Here is a 20,960-nt window from a genome sequence, read left to right as displayed (position 1 = left end):
GTTTCAGCGTATACCGTCAATGGAAACGGTCTGTCCGACCATTTCAAAAATACGAATTGATGTCTGTATTGATGTCAATCCGTCAAACCTTATCCGGTGTTTGTGCCCGGGTCCGGTTCCTTTGCTAAGACCGGGCCCGGGCGCTTATGCATCACGGGGTTATTTGATTCCTTTGATCCATTGATTCACGATCTGGGGATGATCGGCTATCCATTGACCGGCGACCTTTTCCGGATCCTGTTTGGGATTGCCGGGCACCTCTTCCAGGGATGAGATCATGGCATTGACTTCCTCAATGGGCATATTCCATTGTTTAAAGAACTGGAAGGCCTTGGGGGATTTCTTCTTGAGTTTGGCACTATAGCCCACATATACCTTTGCAGGCTGCCAGTCACAGGTAATCTTGCTTTCTTCGGGCTTTTTGTCCACGTAGACCCATTTTTCAGGATCATAGGCAGGTAATTCAAGCTTTGTCAGGTCATACACGGCAAAAGGCCATTCAGGAGACCAATAATAGAAAAGCATGGGTTTTTTCTGGCGCATGGCCTCTTTGAGGGAGGTCAGAAATACCCACTGGTCCACCACGTAGTTTTCCAGGGGAAGACCAAAGTCACGGAGCTGCACCTTGGTAATTTCAGTGGACATCCAGCCGAAACCGCCGGCCCAGATGTCACCGATGCCGTTGCCGGTCATATCGAAAATTTTTGCTTTTTCAGGATCTTTCAGATCCGCAAGGGTGTGAATTCCGTATTTTTCAGCTGCCCAGGTGGGGATAAACCAGCCCTGGGCGGCATTGTCAAAACTTAAGGTCAGTTCAACGGCCTTTTTCTTCTCAACGTATTTTTCTATTCCTGCATTCTGGTTGGGCCACCAGAGATCGGGAAAAACATCAACGCTGCCCTTTTCCATCCCTGCCCAGGTCAGGGCAGGATTCAACTGCTGGAGCTGGGCCGATACTCCCAGCTTGTCTTCCAGTACCTGTTTCATGACATGGCTTACGGCAATGGCACCGGACCAATTCATCTCGGCAATCACCACCTTTTGGGCCGCCAGGACCGTATTGCAGTTGAATAGGAGGCCCAGCAGGAAAACGGCTGCCAAAAGACCGGTTCCCAGGCGTTTCCCTACGGCTGTGCTGATTTTAGATCCTGTTTTTCCGTCCTGTCTTGATTTGAGTAACATGTTTTTCTCCTTTCAGTACAAACATTGATGAGAATATGCCTTTGCATCATCTACGCAGAATACTGGTTTGTCCAGAGTAAAATCAGTTGTTCCCCGGTTCGATTTCTCCTGGCGGCAAACACCAAACCCAACAAGGTTCAGGTGTACAAATCGATACGGGTCTACTGACTCAGGAACAGCATTCTGAGGGGCGGTAAAGCCCTCTGCAGAGTCTGACCGGGCACAACGGTTCAATAACTCTATTCAAAGGAAAAAACCGGATCATTTGGATGGATTCCACAACCATGTCTGTTATGGAACCCCATTTCCAGGTTCTTTCCCGGAATACGAAAAACAGGTGAATATTTAGCAATTTTTTTGTTCTGGAATTCGGCAGGACGGCATTTCGGATCCGGGAAACAGCTTGGACAAGGATGATCAGCATATTGAAATCAATTTTTTGAGAGGGGGTAAAATGCATCCTTATCCTTTTATGCCGCCGGTCAGGGCGGATAGCTTTCCATTATTCAATTTCTGAATCGGATTTGCCGTTTCACTGACATCATAAAGGTCTGCAACAATGATGCCAAATTCCTTTTTCCCCAGGGATCCTTGAAAGACGGGCCTGGGGCCGGGTTCTCCCGAATGGGCCGGGTTCAGTCTCTTGTTCTGCTCCGGAGTAAATTTTCATTGGATATTCAAAGGGACACAGGAAGGCAGGTCACCGGGGGAAAGGGGTGTGAGCCCCTGGAAAAGGGACGGGTATAACGGGTTTGGAGACTCTCTGGTTCCCGGGATCTCTGATTTGGGTGATGCAAATTTGAAATTATTTCCTGAATCCAACTCATTTATGCATCACGGGCCAAAGATGCGGCTCCGCATCAGAGGGTGAATGACCGCCCGATATTTTTAAGGGTATGGGACAGATTCCTAAAATCCCCCCGTTCCAACCCGCTCAGGATGGCGTCCATGCCTTCGGGATCGTATTCTGCCGGAGACGGAATTTCAACGGGAATTGGATTCTCTTTTAGATCAAGATAGAGGTCAATCTGTTTTTCCAGGTGGTCAATGGAAAAATCATTGAGCTGCGCTGAAAACCCGAACAGATGTCTCAGGCTATGATAGTCGTAGCGATCAACCAGGCTGAAAGTCTCCACGGTTTCCCGGGCCGCATCCTCATCGTAAACATCCCGGCTGTGGCTGCAGGCGCTTTGGCAGCCCGGGATCCCCAAAAAAGCGTTGAGCTCGGCAAGAAGAATATTCAAAAGGCTGTTGGACCGGCTTCCGAACATCAGGGGCATATCTTTTTTGCTCAAATCGGAAATCGTGGGCATGGCAGCATGGACGCATCTGATGCCGGGATGGATCAATTGGGCAAGAACCAGGCCGAAAACGGCCTCGGCGTGTGCCAGGGTGGCCAGGGAGCTCATGGAATAGGGAGCCGTGAGTCCGCCGATGGGCATGGAATTCATGATAAAGGGGATCCCTTGCCGGACCGCTGACAGAAAGGGGTCGACCATCTGATCACTGATGCTCAGAAAAGTGGAGGTAATACTGAGGGCCACACCGACCTTATGCCCCTTTGCACCCCAACCGGCCAGGTGGCGGATCGCCTTTTCAGTCAGCAGGGTCGGGGTAACCAGCTTTCCACTGCTGCACCGGATCATGATATCAATCAGACCGCACTCCAGGTCTGCCCTGCCCTGGAAATCCGATTTTTTGATTCTATTGCACAGGTTGAAGGAGGTTTGGAGGCTGGTCAGAAAATCGGTACGGCCATAGATTTCGGAAAGCCTTTCCATGTCTTTTAAACCAGGCGTCCGGGGGCCGCCCTTGTCCACGATATAGGCGGCCATACCACCGGTTCCGAAGCCCTTGGGCCAGAAGGCCATGCCGGAACGAACCCTGTCCAGGCCTTCATCTATGACATCCCTGGACAGATAGAGTTTTCCCAGGGGTTCGGTATAGGTGATTTTCCCTTCTGCAGCAGGGCCTGCCGCGTCCAGTATTTTTCCTGCCGTTGCCGGGGATACCCTGAATCCGATGGATTCAATCAGCAGCATGGCGTCTTCATGTATCTGGATGTAAAGCGGGTAATTGCCAAAACATTCCTTGCATCTGCTACCGATGTCCGTTGCCATGGTATCTACTCCCCTTAATGTGTCAATATCATCTGAAAAAGGGCCTTTTCCTGCTTTGACAAACAACCCCGGGCTGTTGTGATGAAGATGTTTTTTTTTGCATCCCCGGTTTGGGTTTAGCAAAGTGCGTGCCATGGAAAATCCGTAAGCATGTATGGAGTCGGATTGAAAGCACTACGGCCCGGAAACTCCCGGCTTCTGCTCAAGGAAAATTGAAGACAGGCCCGTCTCTGCCAGATGAAACCGCGTCAATAATATTCTATTTCACCCCCCGGACTGCCGCAAAAGTGATGCACCGGGGCAAAGGGTTTCGGTAAATAATGCGATAATGCATCAGGGGCGGACCGCCCCGGATCTCCGAGATTGGATCACCTCCCTGCCATGTCTGACCCAGGTGTAAAAAGCCGGCAGCGTGAGAACCCAAGGGAAAACAAAGGGTTGCAGGAGATCTTTCCATTGATGAGGACTCCCCTCACCCAGAAAGAGGATAGAGGAATGGCCCCGGCCGGGTAAGGCACCGGACAGGCACTTCCGGTCATTTTATAGCATGGTATATCTAGTAAATATAAGCATCAAACACCATGATTTCAAGGGCTTATACCACAACAAAAACAAAGGCCTGTCCAATGGCATATGCCTTGCAGAATATAGCAGGCAACACAAAACAGGTGATTGGCTTTTACGCGGTTTACAGAATAAGGAGGTGAAAATTTGGGTCGAAACTTATTGGCTGGAAAAACATCCATGGGCGGGTTCAGCCTCAATGTTTTTACGGATGATGAATGTGATGAAATCCATCTGGCCACCCTTGAGGTGCTGGAAAAGACCGGGATGTTCGTAGAGGATGAAGAAGCACTGGAGGTTTTCGGCAGTAACGGTGCGCAGGTTGACCAAGAGAAAAAGATCGTAAAACTGCCTCCTTATATGATTGAGGATGCCGTGCGCACGGCACCGCCGAAGATCTTCCTTGCCGGAAGAAATCCCAAAAACGACTACATCATGGAAAACAGGCGGGTGGGATTCACCAATTTCGGAGAAGGGCTCCAGATCGTGGATCCCGACACCGGAGAACTGAGACAAACCAACAAACAGGATGTTGCCGATACCGCTAAAATGGTGGATGCACTGGATGAGATCGACGTCTACCTGCGGGCCGTCGGGGCCCACGAAGTCCCCCAGGATGTGGCACCGCTTCACAATGCAGAGGCGTTTTTTCCAAACACATCCAAACACTGCTTTATCGGCCCCATCAACGGGTTTAATGTTAAGAAACTGGTCGAAATGGCGGCAGTCATTGCCGGAGGAAGAGAGGCACTGAAAGAACGGCCGATCATGTCCTTTAACACCTGCCCGGTCAGCCCCCTGAAACTGGTCAGGGACGCCTGTGAAATCATCATGGAAGGCGCCAAAAACAATATTCCGGTCAATGTCCTGTCCATGGCCATGGCAGGCGGGTCTACCCCGGTCAATATGGCCGGGACCCTGGTCGATCATAATGCCGAGGTCCTGACCGGGATCTGCCTGGGACAGCTGACCCGAAAGGGAACCCCCATGATATATGGCAGTTCCACCACAGCCATGGACCTGAGATTCGGTACAGCCTCAGTCGGGTCGCCCGAGTGCGGTATGATCAATGCGGCGGTTGCCCGTCTCGGCAATTATTACGGCCTGCCCACATGGGCCGCCGGTGGCTAGGGCGACAGCAAACTATGTGATGCCCAAAGTGGTCATGAAAAGACCATGACCGGCCTTCTGGCAGCGTTGGCAGGGACCAACCTGATTTACGGACCGGGAATGATCGAAAGCGGAATGACATTTGACTACGGGCAGATGGTAATGGATGCGGACTTTGTAAGGATGATCAAGTTTGCTGTAGGCGGCATACCCGTGAACGACGAAACACTTTCAGTTGATCTCATCAAGGAGGTGGGACAGTTTAAGGATTATCTCGCCCATGAAAACACCTACAAGCATATGCGCATGTATCCGCAGCCGAAAGTGATGGACAGAAGAATGCGGGAGGACTGGGTGGCATCCGGAAGCATGGACATGTATGCCAGGGCCATGGAAACGGCCAGGATGATTTTGAAAACCCACAAACCGGAACCGCTGTCTGAGAGTACTCTTGAAGAGCTCAGGTTAATTGTCCGGGGAGCGGAACAGGAGTTGGGTTTATCCTAACAGAAAGGAAAAAAAGATGGCTGAAATAAACGAAAAGATAACCCAGTTGGTAATCGCCGGAGACGGTGCCCTGCTGGAGACAATGGTTCACATGGCCCTGGACACAGGAGGCAATGCAGCAACCATCCTTGACCAGGCCCTTCTTCCGGCCATGGACATTGTGGGGCAGAGAATGAAGACCGGGGAGATGTTTATCCCGGAGGTTCTTCTGGCGGCCAAGACCATGGAGGCAGGCCTAAAGGTTCTCACCCCTTTCCTGGCCGAAGGAGAGAAGTCCAACGCAGGGACCTGTGTCCTGGGGACCGTGGAGGGGGACCTCCACGATATCGGCAAGAACCTTGTGGGGATGATGCTGTCCGGTTCCGGATTTAAAGTGATCGACCTGGGCATTAATGTGACGGCCGCTGATTTTGGAAAAGCCGCAGTGGAAAACAATGCAGGCATCGTCTGTATGTCGGCCCTGCTCACCACCACCATGCCCAAGATGAAACAGACCATAGACCACCTGACAGAAGCCGGCCTCCGTGAAACGGTAAAGATCCTGGTCGGGGGCGCTCCGGTAACCGCAGAGTATGCCCGGGAGATCGGGGCGGACGGATACGGGTTCAACGCTGCCGACGCAGTGGAGAAGGCCAAAGAGTTTGCTGCAGGTTAAATCAAGGTTCAGGTGATGGTGCCTGGGTTCAAACACCATGGAGAAAATTCAATGATTGTTGTAGGAGAACTGATAAACGCCAGCCGGAAAAAAATAGGCGAGGCATTAAGCGCACAGGATGCAGACTATATCAAAGAGGTTGCAGCAGCACAGCACAATGCCGGCGCTGCTTTCATCGATGTCAATGCCGGCATCTTTGTGGAAGAGGAACCCGAATATATCAAATGGCTCGTGGAGAACGTCCAGGAGGTCGTGGACGGACCCTGCAGCATTGACAGCCCCAGCCCCGTGGCCATTGAAGCGGCCCTGTCCGCCCACAAGGGTACCCCCATGATCAATTCCATCTCCCTGGAAAAAGATCGGTACGATGCCCTGCTGCCCATTGTGGCCGGAACCGATTTCAAGGTGGTCGCCCTGTGCATGAGCGATGAAGGGATGCCCGAAACCGTTGAGGACCGGCTGACCATTGCAGACAAACTGGTGAACGCCCTGGTGCAGAACAACGTCGATATCGATAACATCTACGTTGATCCCCTTGTTCAGCCGATTTCCACGAACAAGGACTTTGGGACCGGTTTTCTCGACTCTATTGAGCAGATCGTCAAACGCTTCAAGGGCGTTCATACCATGTGCGGGCTTTCCAATATATCATTCGGTCTGCCCAACCGGAAGTTCCTGAACCAGCTTTTTGGTGTCATGGCCATTTCAAAGGGACTTGACGGCCTGATCATCAATCCCCTGGACACGAGGATGATGGCCAATATTGTTGCAGCCGAGGCTCTGGCCGGAAAAGACGATTACTGCATGAATTATCTCAAGGCCTTCCGGGAAGGGCTTTTTGAAAATTAAGGCCTTCTCTTTTCGGGGGGTGGATCGGATGGGATCACGCGGACTCTAAATCCGTGCAGCCGGGTGCAACTCCCGGGCTCCCCGCCAGTTTTTCAGATTCAATATTTGTAAAAAGGAGAAATGAACAATGATGGACCAAGCCATAATTGACGATGCCGGACAATCTCTGGTGAAAGGCAGTAAGGACGGGGCAATTGCCCTTGCCCGCGAGATACTGGACAAGGGGATTGATCCTGTGACCATGATGGACGAGGCATTCATACCGGGCATTAACCAGGTGGGAGAACTCTTTGGCAGGGGCCAGCTTTTCCTTCCCGAGCTGATCATGGCGGCTGATGCCATGAAAGCCGTAACCGATGTTGTCAATGAAACCATCAGCAGCCAGGCGGTACAAAAAGAAGCCAAGGGCAAAATCCTCATCGCCACGGTAAAAGGGGATGTCCACGATATCGGCAAGTGTATCGTTACCTCACTTTTCCAGGCCAACGGCTTTACCGTCCACGACATGGGCCGTGACATCGACACGGAAAAGATCCTTGAAGAGGCCGTGCGCCTGGATGTGGACATCATCGGCACCAGCGCATTGCTGACCACTACCATGCCCAAACAAAAGGATCTTGAAGAACTGCTCAAACGCAAAGGTCTGAAGGACCGTTTCAAGACCATGGTCGGCGGCGCACCGGTCACCCCGCGCTGGGCAACCCGCATCGGAGCCGATGCCTATGCCGAGGATGCCCAGGACGGTGTGTGCAAGGCAGAAGAACTTCTCGGGCTTTCCTGAGGCCTGTAGATTTCTGCACTGGGACGGCCCGGACAGATCCTTAGGGGCAACTGCCGGGCCCATTCCAGAGGAAGAAAAGATCCATTGCCAGTCCTGCCCGGGATCAGACTGTCCCGGGCAGGTGCCACCCCCCTACGATTAAAGGTTATCTCTAATAATTAGACTTTTGGTTTGAGTTCAAGGCAAAGGGGATAGGCCAAAAGGCGATTATCAGAGAAGGCCTAAAACAGGAGAACCGGATTATGGCCCACCAAACCAGAGATCATAACCTTCGATTGAAAGGGATCCTTTCCAATGCCCTGGCCGGAACTGCACCCGGCCGGGAGGATATCGTTTTTCTGCTCTCCCTGTCCGACGAAGACAGCATTTCCATGCTGTTTGACACGGCCCGACAGATCCGCAGCCGTCACTTTGGAAACCGGGTGTTTCTCTACGGGTTTCTCTATTTCAGCACAGAATGTAAAAACGACTGCCTGTTCTGCAAATACCGCAGATCAAACCGATCTCTCATACGGTACAGAAAGAGTCCAGAAGAGATTCTGGAGGCGGCCGAAGCCATGGCCGCAAGCGGGGTCCACCTCATCGATCTGACCATGGGGGAGTCTGCCTTTTTTCATAACCGGGGCGATCTCGGATTCAAGGCCCTGGTTGATCTTACAAAAGGGATAAAAAGGGCCGCCGGCCTGCCCCTGATGATCTCTCCCGGGGTAGTTCCGGAAAAGACCCTGGCAGAACTGGCAGCCGCCGGCGCAGACTGGTATGCCTGTTACCAGGAAACCTATAACAGGGAACTTTTTTCGACCCTGAGGCTGGACCAGTCCTTTGACCGGCGGATGGAAGCGAAAAAAACTGCCGGCAGTCTCGGCATGCTGGTTGAAGAGGGGCTCCTGCTGGGCATGGGCGAAACCCTGGATGATGTTGGGGATGCCGTCATGGCCATGCAAGCCCTCGATGTGGATCAGGCAAGAGTAATGACCTTCAGGCCCCAGGCCGGAACCCCCATGGAGCTTCTTCATTCCCCTGACGCACTGGGAGAACTCATGGTGATTGCGGTTTTAAGGCTGGTCCTGCCGGACCGGCTCATTCCCGCCTCCCTGGATGTGGACGGACTGGCCGGGCTGGGGCAGCGGCTCGATGCAGGTGCCAATGTGGTCACCTCCCTGGTGGTCCCCGGACAGGGGCTGGCCGGGGTAGCCCATCAGACCCTGGATATTGAAGGATCCAGAAGAACACCCCGGGCCATTGGGCCCGTTCTTGAAGCCAGGAGTCTTAAACCCGCTTCCAGGAATGATTATCTGACCTGGATGGCATCTACCCGGAACGGCCATGCCGGCGGCCTTCCATGGCCTGACAATCTTTCCTCCCCGGATTTGTTCCCGGATCTGGAGAAGATAGCCCCGGGAGGGGAAGACCGACCGTTTGTACAGATGGAGAATTAGGCCCATGTCCCTCTGCCCTGACAGGGGAACCCCTGTCAAACGGACCTACCAAAAACGGGTCAGCCTGTTCCGGCTGCTCCATAAAATGAAGCTTTGGCCGTCCAGAAAGGGCGTGCTTCACGGCATCAGAGCCATTGAGCAGACCGGAGACCGGGCCAGGATCACCACCCATTGCAACCAGGAATTTCTGGTGAGAGATTCGAGAACCAGCCGGGCAACCAGGGCGCTGCGCAACAAGTGGTTCGTCAAGCCCTGCAGTGCCTGTGCGGTCCCGGACTGGAAACTGGACAAGTACTCCACAACGCGGTTCAGCCGCCATTACGGTTCCGCCCTCCATTTGGAGGAGGCAGTCTCCAAAGAGGAGGCAGGGGCCTGAACACACCGGAAGACAAAAGCACCATAACTTGGATTTGAAGGAGATGAGTATGACAGAAATTTTAACCAGAACCGGAGACGGGTTCAAGGTCGTCATGACCGAAGACGAAGTGAGAAGGGACATCGAGGAGGGCACCAAAGATGCGGCCGAACGGGCCGGCATTGATCCCCTGGCAGGGGATGAAATGGAACACATCCTGGAGATGTTCCGGAATACGGACAAAATTGTCGGGGTGGAATCGGGCAAGGAAGTGGTCATGAGCTACGACGGCATGTCCTCCAAGATCCGGCGGGCCCATATCGTCATTGACCGGATTCAGTCCCTCCAGGTATTTGAAAGGGCTCTGGGGGCAGATACCCTGGAACTCCAGCACATTGACTATAGTTTTAAACCGGCAAAGCCCATCGTGGGATTTGAACTGCCCGACCTGGACCTGCTGCTCAACTCCACAGTGGCTCCGGTGTTTTACGGAGCCATGCCCAATCTCGGACTTTACAGCCAGCCGGACGGCCCCTGCCCCAACCCTTCGGATCTCCTCCCCTTAGGGAAGATCGAGGAGGCCAGGCAGGCCTATGAAGAGGCCATTGAATATGCCGTGAGTGACATTGTTTATGTGGCCTCTGAAATGTACGAAGCCGGGGTGGACGGGATCAATATCGATACCGTCGGCGCCGCAGGAGATGCCGATTTTCTGGCTGCCCTCAAGGCGACCAGAATCCTAAAGGAAAAATATCCGGACATGGGGATTGAGATGGGTATGGCCGGGGAGTTTGTCCTGGGCATGCACGGGGACCTTTCCTGGGAGGGGGTCAGACTTGCCGGGCTCTATCCCCAGGATCAGGTCAGACTGGCCCAGAAAGCCGGGGCCACCATATTCGGTCCGGCCATCAACATCGTTACCAGCGGAACCCTTCCCTGGAATGTGGCCCGGTCCGTGACTTTCTGCAAGGCCTGTTCGGAAACCTCCGAGATCCCGGTTCATGCGAATCTGGGCATGGGGGTCTGCGGCATCCCCCTGACTCTGACCGTGCCCGTGGATGCCCTTTCAAGGGCGACCAAGGCCCACGTGGAGATCTGCCGCCTGGACGGGCTGTAGGTTGGCGTAGGCGATCCCTATGGGATGCACGCTGCACACGCACTCGTTGCGGGGATGGGCGGAGTACGGACTACCGGAGATCTGGTGGCCCGTCTGCAGCTGAACCGCGGCATGAGAATCGATGCAGCCAAGAAATATGTGGCCGATAAACTCCATATTGCCCTGGACGACATCAACGATCCCATTATCATGGGAGAGATCAGGGAGGATATGAATATCTTCCGGATTTCAGAGGGACAGGGAACTGTGGACGGCATTGCCGCCAAGTACAATATATCCAGGCTCCTGGACATGGACATCAACTGCGTTAACCGTTTTTTCAAGCATACCGGCATTTCCGTCTGATAAAGGCCCTCCTGGCCTGCCCTGTCCGTTCCGGGAATGATTCCCCCCGGTGCGGACAGGGAACCCGGGAGCAGCGGCAGAAAAACAGAGAGAAAGGACAATTCATACAGATGAACAACTACAGACCCATTGAAACCGACTGGGATTACCAGGCCACCCTTGACCGGAGACATGAGTTCATGTCTCCCTCTCTGGGAACCTTTACGGCCTTCAGCAGGCCGGTGATCCTGAAACGGGCCCAGATGCAGTACGTCTTTGATGAAAACGACAAGCAGTACCTGGACTGCCTGGCACAGAATCTCTGCATCAGTGTGGGCCACAACCACCCCCTGGTGAATGAGGAAGCCAAAAAACAGATCGATGAAATGGTTCACTGCACGACCATGTACTACCAGGCCGTGCCCGCCCATTTTGCAGAGGAACTGGTGGGAAAGATGCCCCCGGGCGAGGACTGGGTGGCCCATTTTGTAAACTCCGGAGCCGAGGCCAATGACCTGGCCGTTCTCATGGCCAGGTTATATACGGGCAATTTTGAAATCCTGGCTTTGAGAAACAGTTTTCACGGCCTTCATTTTGGCGCCATGGCCCTGACCGGGGTAAAGACCTGCCGCCACAACGTCCCCCTTGCCGGGGGAATCACCCATGTCCACAACCCGGATCAGTACCGGGGCGTCCACGGGGCCACCGTGGAGCCTTACGTGAACGAAATCGAGGTGACCATCAACTCCTCAACCCCGGGGGAGATCGCCGGATTCATCGCCGAACCCGTCCAGGGGTACGGCGGGGTGGTTCCTTTGCCCGAAGGCTACCTTGCCGGCGCATTTGAGCGGGTCCGGGCCGCCGGAGGGATCTGCATCATCGATGAGGTCCAGACCGGTTTCGGACGGATGGGCTCCCATATGTGGGGATTTGAATCCCATGGGGTGACCCCGGACATCGTGGTCATGGCCAAGGGTATCGGAAACGGATATCCCATTGCCGCCGTGGTGGCGAAAAGGGAGGTGGCCGAGGCCATGTCCAAGAAAAAATTCTTCAACACCTACGGATCCAACCCCATGTCCAGTGCAGCCGGACGGGCCGTACTCAGGGCCATTGAAGATGACAGCCTCATGGAAAATGCCCGGGAAACCGGAGATCTCCTGGAAAAGAGGATGCTCGATTTAAAAGAAAAACACGATATCATCGGGGACTTCCGCGGCAGGGGACTGATGCGGGGGGTTGAGTTTGTCAAGGACCGGACCACCAAAGAGCCTGCCCCCGATGAAGCGGCCCGGGTGGCGGAAATGAACAAGGACAGCGGCCTGATCGTCGGACGGGGAGGCGTTCACGGCAATATCCTGCGCATCAATCCCCCGATCTGTGTAACAGAAAAAGATATCGAATTTATCTCCGATGTCATGGCGGAAAGCTGCAGCAGGCTCTAATCAGAATCCTGTCCACCCCCGGCAACCCGGCAAAGGAAAAAATTATCAGGGAACTCTCTGCCTGCATTGCCGGGGCCGGATGCCCCGGATGCTACCGAGGGATTTCCTATGGATCTGGCCAATTTTCCAGGGGTAAACCTCAGGGGGCCAAAACCAGTTTGGCCCTGGCATGGGCATCAACAGCACGGTCGCTGAACCACCAATAGAGTTTCTCCCCTTTCATAAAGGGTCCGACCTGGTCCCGCTGGTGGGCATGGAAGGTACGGCCGCTGATTCCCCCGGGAAGAACGGCCGCCACCTTTTCCCCGTCCCCCAGATCCGCCACCATGCGCAGGGCCGCGCAATAGGAAACCGAAAAGGGCTTATCCGCCGGGAAAGCCGCCCGGTAGAGGGTCTCCCCGGAACCGGCCATGGGCATGGGCCCGGTCCCCAGCAGGGTCCTGCCCAGGCCTTTTCTCCGGATAGGGTTGACCAGTTCAAGGGTGTGGATCCTGCCCCACTCCCAGACTTCTGGATCTGATCCCATCAGGGAAACCAGATCTGTCCTGGCCCGTAAGGCGGCGGAGATCATCAGATCCTCCAGGGACTCTTTCCGATCCTTGGTCCGGATATCGTCAAACCAGGGGGATTGGCCTTCAACCACCATCTTCTCTACTCTTTCCTGCCAGAAATAAGGGCGCTTTATCAGGGACAGGGCCTTGTCCTCCCCCAGGTCATCCTCAAACAGGGCCAAAACAAAATACCGGTAAATTGCCTGGAATACGGACGGGGCGGATTCCTTCTCCTTATCCGACCCATCCCAGGCATAAAGAATCAGCCCCAGGTCCCGGGTGGACTCGCTCTTCATCAGGGCCCGGGCCATGACCGGGGCCACTTTTTCGGCCATGAGGTTCTGGGTATCCCGCTGGAAAGCCCACATATCGTCAACCGTCAGCGGGTCCGGTCCGGTCATGAGCTGTTTCAGGCGCCGGTACCGATAGGAAGATGCAAAATAGGAGGAATAATACCAGGGATAATCCCCTGGAACCATTTTCTGATTACAGGTGCCGATCCACTTCTTTGCAGGATTGATTGTCCCGGGCATCCGGTTCGGAGGGATCCAGCCCTGCCAATTGTCGGAAGAATCCCGGACCGGATGGGGAAAGGTTCCGTCCCCGTCGGTGCGGACGGGAATCTTTCCGGAAGCCCGATGGCCGATATTCCCCTTCACATCGGCAAAGACCCAGTTCAGGCAGAGCATGGGACAGTTCTCCAGGGCCCGGGAGAGATCCCGGCTGTTTCTGGCCCTAAGAATATCGATTATGCCGATCTTTGACCCCATGGACTCTGCCGGGGCAAATCTCAAGGTAATGATTTTATTGGTTTTCAGATCTTTGAAAATATCGGAAACCACGGGTCCCCTGCGGGTTTTCCGGATGAGGATGGTTTCGGTTCTGAACCCGCCGGCGGCATTTTTGTCCCGGATCTTCAAGGTCTCCCGGACCTGAGCAAAGGGCAGGGAGAGATCTCCCTCCAGGTAATTGCCGGGATTTTCCGGGTCCGGGGTTTCAATGTAAAGATCTGTCATATCCCCGTAGTTGTTGGTCACGGCCAGGGCCATATGGGAGGTCCGGCCCACGGCCATGCCCGGAATCCCCGGGATGGTAACCCCCACGGCCCGGACACTTGGGGAAAAGAGCCCCATGGGATACCAGACCCCGGGCAGGATCCGGGTATCCAGATGGGGATCTCCGGCCAGGATGGGACTTCCCGAGGCAGACCGCTCCGGGGCCACGGCCCAGTTATTGCTCCCGGCACGAAGCTCCCGGTCCCGGGTATAGGCGGACAAGTATTGAATCACCCCCCCGGTGAAACCGAGGGAAGGCCGGGCCGGCAATTTGAGTTCCCCGGTATCCCCTGGATCGTCCGGATTGAAATTCAGGGGCATGATCTCCAGGGTCTTCTCATATCCCAGGGTTTCCAGAAGCATCTGGGCAATGATCTCCGTATCCAGGTTGGCTGAGGTGGAAAATCCCATATAGTAGAGGATGCTGATGGAATCGGCGATTTTCCAAGGCTCGGGGCGGATGCCTGAAAGTCTGAACTCCACGGGGATATCACCGGGGCATTGGGTGATAAAGGCGTTGATCCCGTTGACATAGGATTGAAAGAACCGGGCGGTCTGTTTATCCAGAAGGGTCGCCTGCTTTTCGGCCATGGCATAGAGACCGAGGGTCCGCATGCGGATGTCAAGGTCCCGGGCCAGGGAACCGGCCAGTTCGCTGATCCTTCCCCGGACCATCATCCGGGTCAGCTGCATCTGGAAAAGCCGGTCCTGGGCCGTGGCAAATCCCTGGGCCATGAAAAGATCATCCAGGCTTTGGGCCCGGGCATAGGCCATGCCCTTTTCATCCCGGAGGAGGCTCACCCGGTTCCCAAGCCCGGGAATCCGGATCTCCCCCTTTGTCTGGAAATCATTCAAATGGGGCAGACTCAATATGAGCCCTGCCCCGACCAGGGCCACAAGACCCAGCAGTGCCACGAATATGCGAAACCATTTCATCTATGAATCCTTGGCTTAGAGATGGGATTGGAGGACAGTATAAGCTTCTTGGCCAGGGCCTGTCAAGGCGCCCTGCTCCGGATTGCCCTGCCTGCTGCATACGGACCCGTTCTCCGGACCCTGCCCGGCGAAACAGACACTTTCCGCTGGGGGCGGGGATTCACGATTTTTTCAAAACCATGTTGTAATCTTTCCCCGGTTCTGGTAGCGAATCCTTAGAATCTGCCGGGGAAAAAGCCGGCGGCTTAAGGGGCCCGGGACCGGACAGGGAGTAAATATGAAAAAAAAAGACTCCGCCAGGGAAAAAATCAAGGCAGGATCCATCATGATCCTGGCACCCTTTCTGGGTATGATCTCCCTGCTCTTATTTACCCTCTTTCTGTTTTCCGGCCGTTTTCATCCCATGGATCTGAAGCTTCCGGAACAGGGTCTGCTGATATGGGATACCCTGCTCTCACTGATCTTCTTTGTCCAGCACAGCGCTATGATCCGGAGGGGATTTCAGTCCCGGCTGATAAGATCGGTCCCGCCCCACTATGTTCATTCCATTTTCACTATTGCTTCAAGCCTCGTTCTGATCCTGGCAGTCCTTCTCTGGCAGCCGTCAACGATTGTCCTGTTTGAACTTCAGGGCCTTGCAAAGGGGTTGGCAAGGGGAATCTTTCTCCTGGGGATTGCCGGAACTCTCTGGGGCGGTTTCTCCCTGAAAGGATTTGATCCCTTTGGCCGCATTCCGCTCCGGGATTATCTCAAGGGCCGGCCCGGGAGAACCTGGCCCTTTTCAGTCACCGGTCCCTATCGATGGGTCCGCCATCCCTTATACTTTTTTGTCCTGGTAATGATCTGGGCCTGCCCGGTTCTGACGGCCGACAGGCTCCTGTTTAACATCCTCTGGACCCTCTGGATCATCCTGGGAGCCCATTGGGAAGAAAAAGACCTGGTTTCCGATTTTGGAAAAAAGTATTCCAGGTACCAGGAGGAGGTTCCCATGCTCATCCCATGGAAAATCCCCGGGAAAAAATCCGGGCAATGAGCGGTTATTTCCGGATCCGGCCCCACCCGGCCCGGGTCAGTTCTGCCAGATCCCGGGGGGAAAGTTCGATCTCCAGTCCCCTGCGGCCGGCACTGACAAAAAGAGTGTCAAATTCCCGGGCAGACTCGTCCATGATAAAGGCCAGGGATTTTTTCTGCCCCAGGGGGCTGACCCCGCCCAGGATATACCCGGTTGCCCGTTCAACCTCTTTCTGATCCGCCATTCTGGCCTTTTTGGCATTGAGCAGCCCGGCGGCCGACTTGAGATCCAGCTTCCCGGATACCGGAACCAGGGCCACAGCCAGTTCCCGGCTGTCCAGTTCAATGACCAGGGTCTTGAATACCCGGTCCTGGGAAAGGCCCAGCTTTTCAGCTGCCTCATCCCCATAGGAATCCGAGGAAGGATCGTGTGTATACTGGTGAAGTGTAAAATTTATCTTTGCCTTTTTGGCCTGGTTCACAGCAGGAGTCATCTTGAGCCTCATTCATCATTTTCAAACCGACATATGGATTATTTCAGGGTCCCCAGGATAATACCCGATTCCGTGGGACCTTTAAAGGGGGTCCGGACGATCTCCTTCACCCCGGCCGACTCCAGCATCCTGACCAGCTCTTCCTGGGAATAGGCCTGTCCCCCTCGGGTCCCCAGGAGCATGTTCAGGGAGAACAGGGCCGGAAACAGGGGACGGTCCCGGGTATTGTCCAGGATAAATTCATGGACGATGATCATGCCTCCCGGTTCAAGAACCTTCACGGCTTTTTCTATGATCCCCCGGCAGTCCTCCGGACTTTCCCCGTGGAGAATGTGGGAGAGGAATGCAACATCAAAGGAACCGGTTACCGGCTGGGTCAGGTAATCCCCCGGCATGAACTCCACCCGGTCTTCCATGGAAAATTGCTTGATGATCTTTTCGGCAAAGGGCCGGGTGGTTTCAAGATCATAGACCGCTGCGGTCAGCCCGGGATTCTGCATGCAGAAATGAACGGCATAGGTCCCCGGCCCCCCGCCCAGATCAAGGAGGCGGGTCCGGGAGGAAAGATCGATGCCGGGCACCAGCAAAGGAGCCGTGGCCATGGCATTGTTGAACATGCCCATTAAAAAGCTCTCCCGCCTTTCCTCCTCCCCGTAAGATGCCCTCTTCCGGACCGGGAGACCGGTTTTAACCGCTTCATCCAGCTTTGACCAGGACTCCACCAGATGATGGTGGTGCCGGATCATGAACCCTACATAGCCGGGGGATTCTCTGGACAAAAACATCTCCGCCTCCGGAGTATTCCGGTACCGGTCCTCTTTCTTCTCAAGAAGATCCATGGCTGACAGGGCATCCAAAAGCATGGCAAGCCCCCTTTCATCGGCCTTGACTTCCCCTGCCAGGTCCTTCACGGTACAGGTCCCCCGGCTTATCCTGGAAAACAGGTCCAGCTCCACTCCGGCATGGAGGGTGCATGTCTGCCAGTATGCACCGGATATCCCCAGCAGCCGGCCCGGATTCATTTTGTTTGTACTCATGCGTGGCCTCCTTTCTGATGGTTCCCATCCCTTTGATCCATTATATCCCATGAACACCGGAAATCCGAAAAAATATTTTAATTTTCTTGCTTTTTCCCTTTTGTTTTTTTATAGCATTTTCTATTCAGGTGCCGATGAACCGGCTGAATAGGGAATCCGGTTGAAATCCGGAACGGACCCGCCGCTGTAACCGGGGACAAAAGCTGCCGCATGCCACTGCCAATTGGAAGATTGGTGGGAAGGTGCAGTGAATAGGATGATCCGGAAGTCAGAAGACCTGCCTGGAAATTAAAAATCCCCTGCCCGGAAACCAGGGGGAAAAGATCTTGGAAAAGAAAAGGGATACCCCGGATCGATTGTTACAATCGATCCGGGGTTTTTTATTGGGTGTTTGGACGTAAATTCATCCATCTGCGGCGTTGCTGCACAAGCTTTGGAATCCTCACGTACTACAGTACGCTCCGGGTCCAAACTTGTTTGCGCCTTGCATCTGGACAAATTTACGTCCAAACAGAATCACTATTACTTATTTTTTGATGAGGTGCTCACATGTGTAACGGAAAAATGAAAAAAATCGTTTTGTTTGCTTGTATCCTGGGTCTTGCCCTGTGTTATGGAGGCAGTGTCTTTGCCGGTCACCACGGCAAGGAAAAACCGGTTAAAAAGGGGATCCTCCTGGTGGCCTTCGGCTCCAGTGAGGAAAGTGCCCAGGTCTCCTTTAAAAACATCGAAAAAAAGACCAAAGCTGCATTTCCGGAAATCCCGGTAAAATGGGCCTATACCTCCCATATTATCCGCCACAAACTGGCCAGACAGGGAATCCATCTGGATTCAGCCGAAGTGGCCCTGGCCAAGATGGCGGATGAAGGCTTTACCCATGTGGTTGTTCAGAGCCTTCACACCATCGGCGGAGCCGAATACCATGATCTGATCCGGGTAGTGGCCGGCTTTAAAACCATGGGCGCCTTTGAAAGCATCATACTGGGCAATCCCCTGCTGGCCACCCAGGAAGACATGGAAAGAGCAGTTTCCGCCCTCTTGAGCACCATTCCCAAGGAACGGAAAAAAGGGGAAGCCGTGGTCTTCATGGGACACGGGACCCATCATCCGGCCAATGCCTTTTATGCGGCCCTCATGCTCCAGGTCCAGCTCAAAGATCCCAATGTCTTTATCGGTACCGTAGAGGGATACCCTGCCCTTGAAGACATTGAAGCCCTGCTCAAGGCCAAAAAAATTAAGACCACCTGGCTCATTCCCTTCATGTCCGTGGCCGGAGATCATGCCAAAAACGATATGGCCGGGGATGAAGAGGATTCCTGGAAATCCATCCTGACCCAGGCCGGTTTCAAGTGCAAACCCGTTCTCAAGGGCACAGCCGAATACGATGCCTTTGTGGATATCTGGGTGGATCATATCAGGGGACCCCTGGGCCACTTTTAAAAAAGACCTCCCGGTCCGGGTATGGGATCTCACCCCGGACCGGATTATCCAAGGCAAACCCATTAACAAACGTCCTTTGCGGCGGCCATTGCCATGGATCTTCCACTGCTTTCTCGTTGGACGGTCCCGGCCGTCTTCCGGCCTTGAATGGGTGACCCTTTTACCTTTGACTAGACGGATCCGATTCCAAAAGCAAAGATAGCCAGCAGGCCGGAAGCAAAAAACGCCACCCTGAACCGCCAGGGCTGTTTTCCGATCAGACTTTTACTCAACAGCCATAAACCAGCTGCACATTTTAAAAATGCAGCAAGGGCCAGCAAAGGCTTGTTTTCCAGATGAATTAAACAAGGATTGGCAACAAATGCAAGGGGGACAAAATAAAGTCCCAGTCCCAGCCGAATGGCCTGGCCGGCCACCGGCACCCATCCCGTCTGGGCCATCCCTGCCGCAATGAACACGGTGCCGCAAACCGGGGGGGTAATGGTAGACAGCAAGGCATACCAAAAAACGAAAAGATGGGCATGCAGCGGCGGCAGGCCAAGTTCGATCAAAGCCGGTCCGGCAACGGACACGCAGATGACATAAGCTGCCGTCGTGGGCACCTCCATGCCGAGAATCAGGCAGGCCAGTGCGGTTAACAGCAGAGCAACCCATAAATTACCGCCGGAAAGTCCCAGGATAATCGAAGTGATCTTGACCCCCAGGCCGGTCATGTTCAGCACACCGATAATGATACCGGCGCAGATGATAATCGAGGCAATCATGGCGATCTGACCGGCGGCACTGGTCAAGGCAACAGAGAGGCGTCTTGCAAAGCGGGAAATCGAAAATTCAAGATGGTCATTAATCATCAATAATGCGATTGATGAAAAAATGGCCACACCGGCGGCAAACTGCGGTGTGTAGCCGGTAAAAAACATGATCGCCAGCAATGTCGAAAACGGGATCAGAAAAAAGGGTGCCAGCCTGAGAACGACACGGCCGGAAGGAATTTCATCAGGCGTCATGGCCCGCAGGCCGTAATAACGAGCAAATAGATCCACTCCGAACCAGGCAGCCAGAAAAAACAGAATTGCGGGAAGCAGGGCCGCCACCATGATGTGTGTATAATTGACCCGTAAAAGTTCCATCATGACAAAGGCCCCGGCTCCCATTAAAGGGGGCATGATCTGTCCGCCGCTGGATGCCACTGCTTCCACCGCAGCAGCAAAGCTTGCCGGATAGCCCAGGCGCTTCATGGCAGGCAATGTTACCGCCCCGGTTGATGCCACATTGGCCGAAGCTGAGCCGGATATGGAGCCGAAAAAAGCCGAAGACAATACAGACACCTTGGCCGCACCGGCACGAAATCTACCGGCCAGTTTGGTTGCCAGGGCCATGAAGGCAGATCCGCCGTCACCGGCACTGATAAAGGCGCCGAAGATGACGAACACGGCCACCACGTTAACGGAAACCCCTGTCAGAGGACCCCACAAGCCGCCCTCGGCGATGACCAGTGTTCCGATCATACTCCCGGCCGGGATACTTGGGTGACCGAACTCGCCGGGCAGATAGTGACCGAAAAATCCATACAGCAACGCCAGGACCGCCACAATCGGCAGGGCCAGTTTGATGGCCCGCCGGGCCATTTCCAGCACGACAAGGATCAAACCCACACCGAGTACATATTGAAAGGTTCCCTGAATAAAACCATATTGCTCGACCAGAATATCACGATTCAGAGCAATATAGGCGCAACCGGATATGCCCAGAAAACAGAGGACGTATCCGCTGAACCGCTTGAAACGGCTTCCCGTTACACCGATAATAAAAACCCAGGGCAGCGCCAGTGCCAGATGAACCGGACGGCTGATCAGGTTGGGAATCAGGCCGGTAAAAATGAGGTGGATGTGATAATAGACGCACACTCCGGCAAGAACCAGAACCGTATATCGCTGAATGGAGCTGAAAATCATAAAGTTTACATCCAGCGCCTGCCGCTGGGGCAG

The 20,960-nt window shown here is 54.2% G+C and carries 14 protein-coding genes, 2 pseudogenes and 1 riboswitch; of the genes and pseudogenes, 10 read left to right on the top strand and 6 right to left on the bottom strand.

Features of this window, described 5'->3' with window-relative positions; genetic code table 11:
- Positions 1–159: 159 nt before the first annotated feature.
- Both F608_RS0121865 and F608_RS35225 read right to left on the bottom strand, forming a co-directional pair.
- The gene (locus F608_RS0121865) at positions 160–1,182 is read right to left on the bottom strand and encodes a glycine betaine ABC transporter substrate-binding protein (protein ID WP_022667839.1); all 1,023 of its coding nucleotides are present in this window, start codon (positions 1,180–1,182) and stop codon (positions 160–162) included.
- An 860-nt stretch (positions 1,183–2,042) separates the two neighbouring features.
- Positions 2,043–3,302: a trimethylamine methyltransferase family protein gene (locus F608_RS35225; protein WP_161626887.1), complete on the bottom strand. Its 1,260-nt coding sequence runs from the start codon at positions 3,300–3,302 to the stop codon at positions 2,043–2,045.
- Positions 3,303–4,046: 744 nt separating this feature from the next.
- Between F608_RS35225 and mttB the strand changes: the two are divergent.
- From mttB to F608_RS0121800, 8 genes and pseudogenes are all read left to right on the top strand, one after another.
- Positions 4,047–5,483 (top strand): annotated as a pseudogene (mttB, locus tag F608_RS37000) ([trimethylamine--corrinoid protein] Co-methyltransferase).
- Between the two features lie 16 nt (positions 5,484–5,499).
- Positions 5,500–6,138, top strand: coding sequence for a cobalamin B12-binding domain-containing protein (locus F608_RS0121835; protein ID WP_022667835.1), 639 nt, complete (start codon positions 5,500–5,502; stop codon positions 6,136–6,138).
- A 51-nt stretch (positions 6,139–6,189) separates the two neighbouring features.
- A complete protein-coding gene (locus tag F608_RS0121830; RefSeq protein ID WP_022667834.1) occupies positions 6,190–6,987 on the top strand; it encodes a methyltetrahydrofolate cobalamin methyltransferase in 798 nt (265 codons plus the stop codon).
- A gap of 127 nt (positions 6,988–7,114) precedes the next feature.
- Positions 7,115–7,768, top strand: a complete 654-nt coding sequence (locus F608_RS0121825; protein ID WP_022667833.1) for a cobalamin B12-binding domain-containing protein — start codon at positions 7,115–7,117, stop codon at positions 7,766–7,768.
- Positions 7,769–8,010: 242 nt separating this feature from the next.
- Complete coding sequence (pylB, locus tag F608_RS32965; RefSeq protein ID WP_022667832.1) at positions 8,011–9,207, top strand: methylornithine synthase PylB; 1,197 nt, start codon at positions 8,011–8,013, stop codon at positions 9,205–9,207.
- A 4-nt stretch (positions 9,208–9,211) separates the two neighbouring features.
- Complete coding sequence (gene pylSn / locus F608_RS0121815; RefSeq protein WP_022667831.1) at positions 9,212–9,583, top strand: pyrrolysine--tRNA(Pyl) ligase small subunit; 372 nt, start codon at positions 9,212–9,214, stop codon at positions 9,581–9,583.
- A gap of 43 nt (positions 9,584–9,626) precedes the next feature.
- Positions 9,627–11,024 (top strand): annotated as a pseudogene (gene mtbB / locus F608_RS0121810) ([dimethylamine--corrinoid protein] Co-methyltransferase).
- A 110-nt stretch (positions 11,025–11,134) separates the two neighbouring features.
- Positions 11,135–12,448, top strand: coding sequence for an aspartate aminotransferase family protein (locus F608_RS0121800; protein WP_022667830.1), 1,314 nt, complete (start codon positions 11,135–11,137; stop codon positions 12,446–12,448).
- A gap of 139 nt (positions 12,449–12,587) precedes the next feature.
- On the opposite strand, the gene F608_RS0121790 is transcribed toward F608_RS0121800, so the two are convergent.
- Complete coding sequence (locus F608_RS0121790; RefSeq protein WP_022667828.1) at positions 12,588–14,990, bottom strand: penicillin acylase family protein; 2,403 nt, start codon at positions 14,988–14,990, stop codon at positions 12,588–12,590.
- A 277-nt stretch (positions 14,991–15,267) separates the two neighbouring features.
- Between F608_RS0121790 and F608_RS0121785 the strand changes: the two genes are divergently transcribed.
- Positions 15,268–16,023, top strand: a complete 756-nt coding sequence (locus F608_RS0121785; RefSeq protein WP_022667827.1) for a methyltransferase family protein — start codon at positions 15,268–15,270, stop codon at positions 16,021–16,023.
- A 4-nt stretch (positions 16,024–16,027) separates the two neighbouring features.
- On the opposite strand, the gene ybaK is transcribed toward F608_RS0121785, so the two are convergent.
- Positions 16,028–16,495 carry a Cys-tRNA(Pro) deacylase gene (gene ybaK / locus F608_RS0121780; protein ID WP_022667826.1) on the bottom strand — a complete coding sequence of 156 codons (468 nt, stop codon included), beginning with the start codon at positions 16,493–16,495 and terminating at the stop codon, positions 16,028–16,030.
- Positions 16,496–16,533: 38 nt separating this feature from the next.
- A complete protein-coding gene (locus F608_RS0121775) occupies positions 16,534–17,532 on the bottom strand; it encodes a methyltransferase (RefSeq protein ID WP_022667825.1) in 999 nt (332 codons plus the stop codon).
- A gap of 109 nt (positions 17,533–17,641) precedes the next feature.
- Positions 17,642–17,831: riboswitch (cobalamin riboswitch) on the top strand.
- Positions 17,832–18,081: 250 nt separating this feature from the next.
- On the opposite strand from F608_RS0121775, the gene F608_RS0121765 reads away from it, so the two are divergent.
- Complete coding sequence (locus tag F608_RS0121765; protein ID WP_244154313.1) at positions 18,082–18,972, top strand: sirohydrochlorin cobaltochelatase; 891 nt, start codon at positions 18,082–18,084, stop codon at positions 18,970–18,972.
- A gap of 170 nt (positions 18,973–19,142) precedes the next feature.
- On the opposite strand, the gene F608_RS0121760 is transcribed toward F608_RS0121765, so the two are convergent.
- Positions 19,143–20,927: a TRAP transporter permease gene (locus F608_RS0121760; protein ID WP_027363005.1), complete on the bottom strand. Its 1,785-nt coding sequence runs from the start codon at positions 20,925–20,927 to the stop codon at positions 19,143–19,145.
- Between the last annotated feature and the right edge of the window lie 33 nt (positions 20,928–20,960).

Origin of the sequence: Desulfospira joergensenii DSM 10085 (genome assembly GCF_000420085.1) — a bacterium.
GTDB classification, from domain to species: domain Bacteria; phylum Desulfobacterota; class Desulfobacteria; order Desulfobacterales; family Desulfobacteraceae; genus Desulfospira; species Desulfospira joergensenii.
This window is presented reverse-complemented; position numbering and strand designations above follow the sequence as displayed.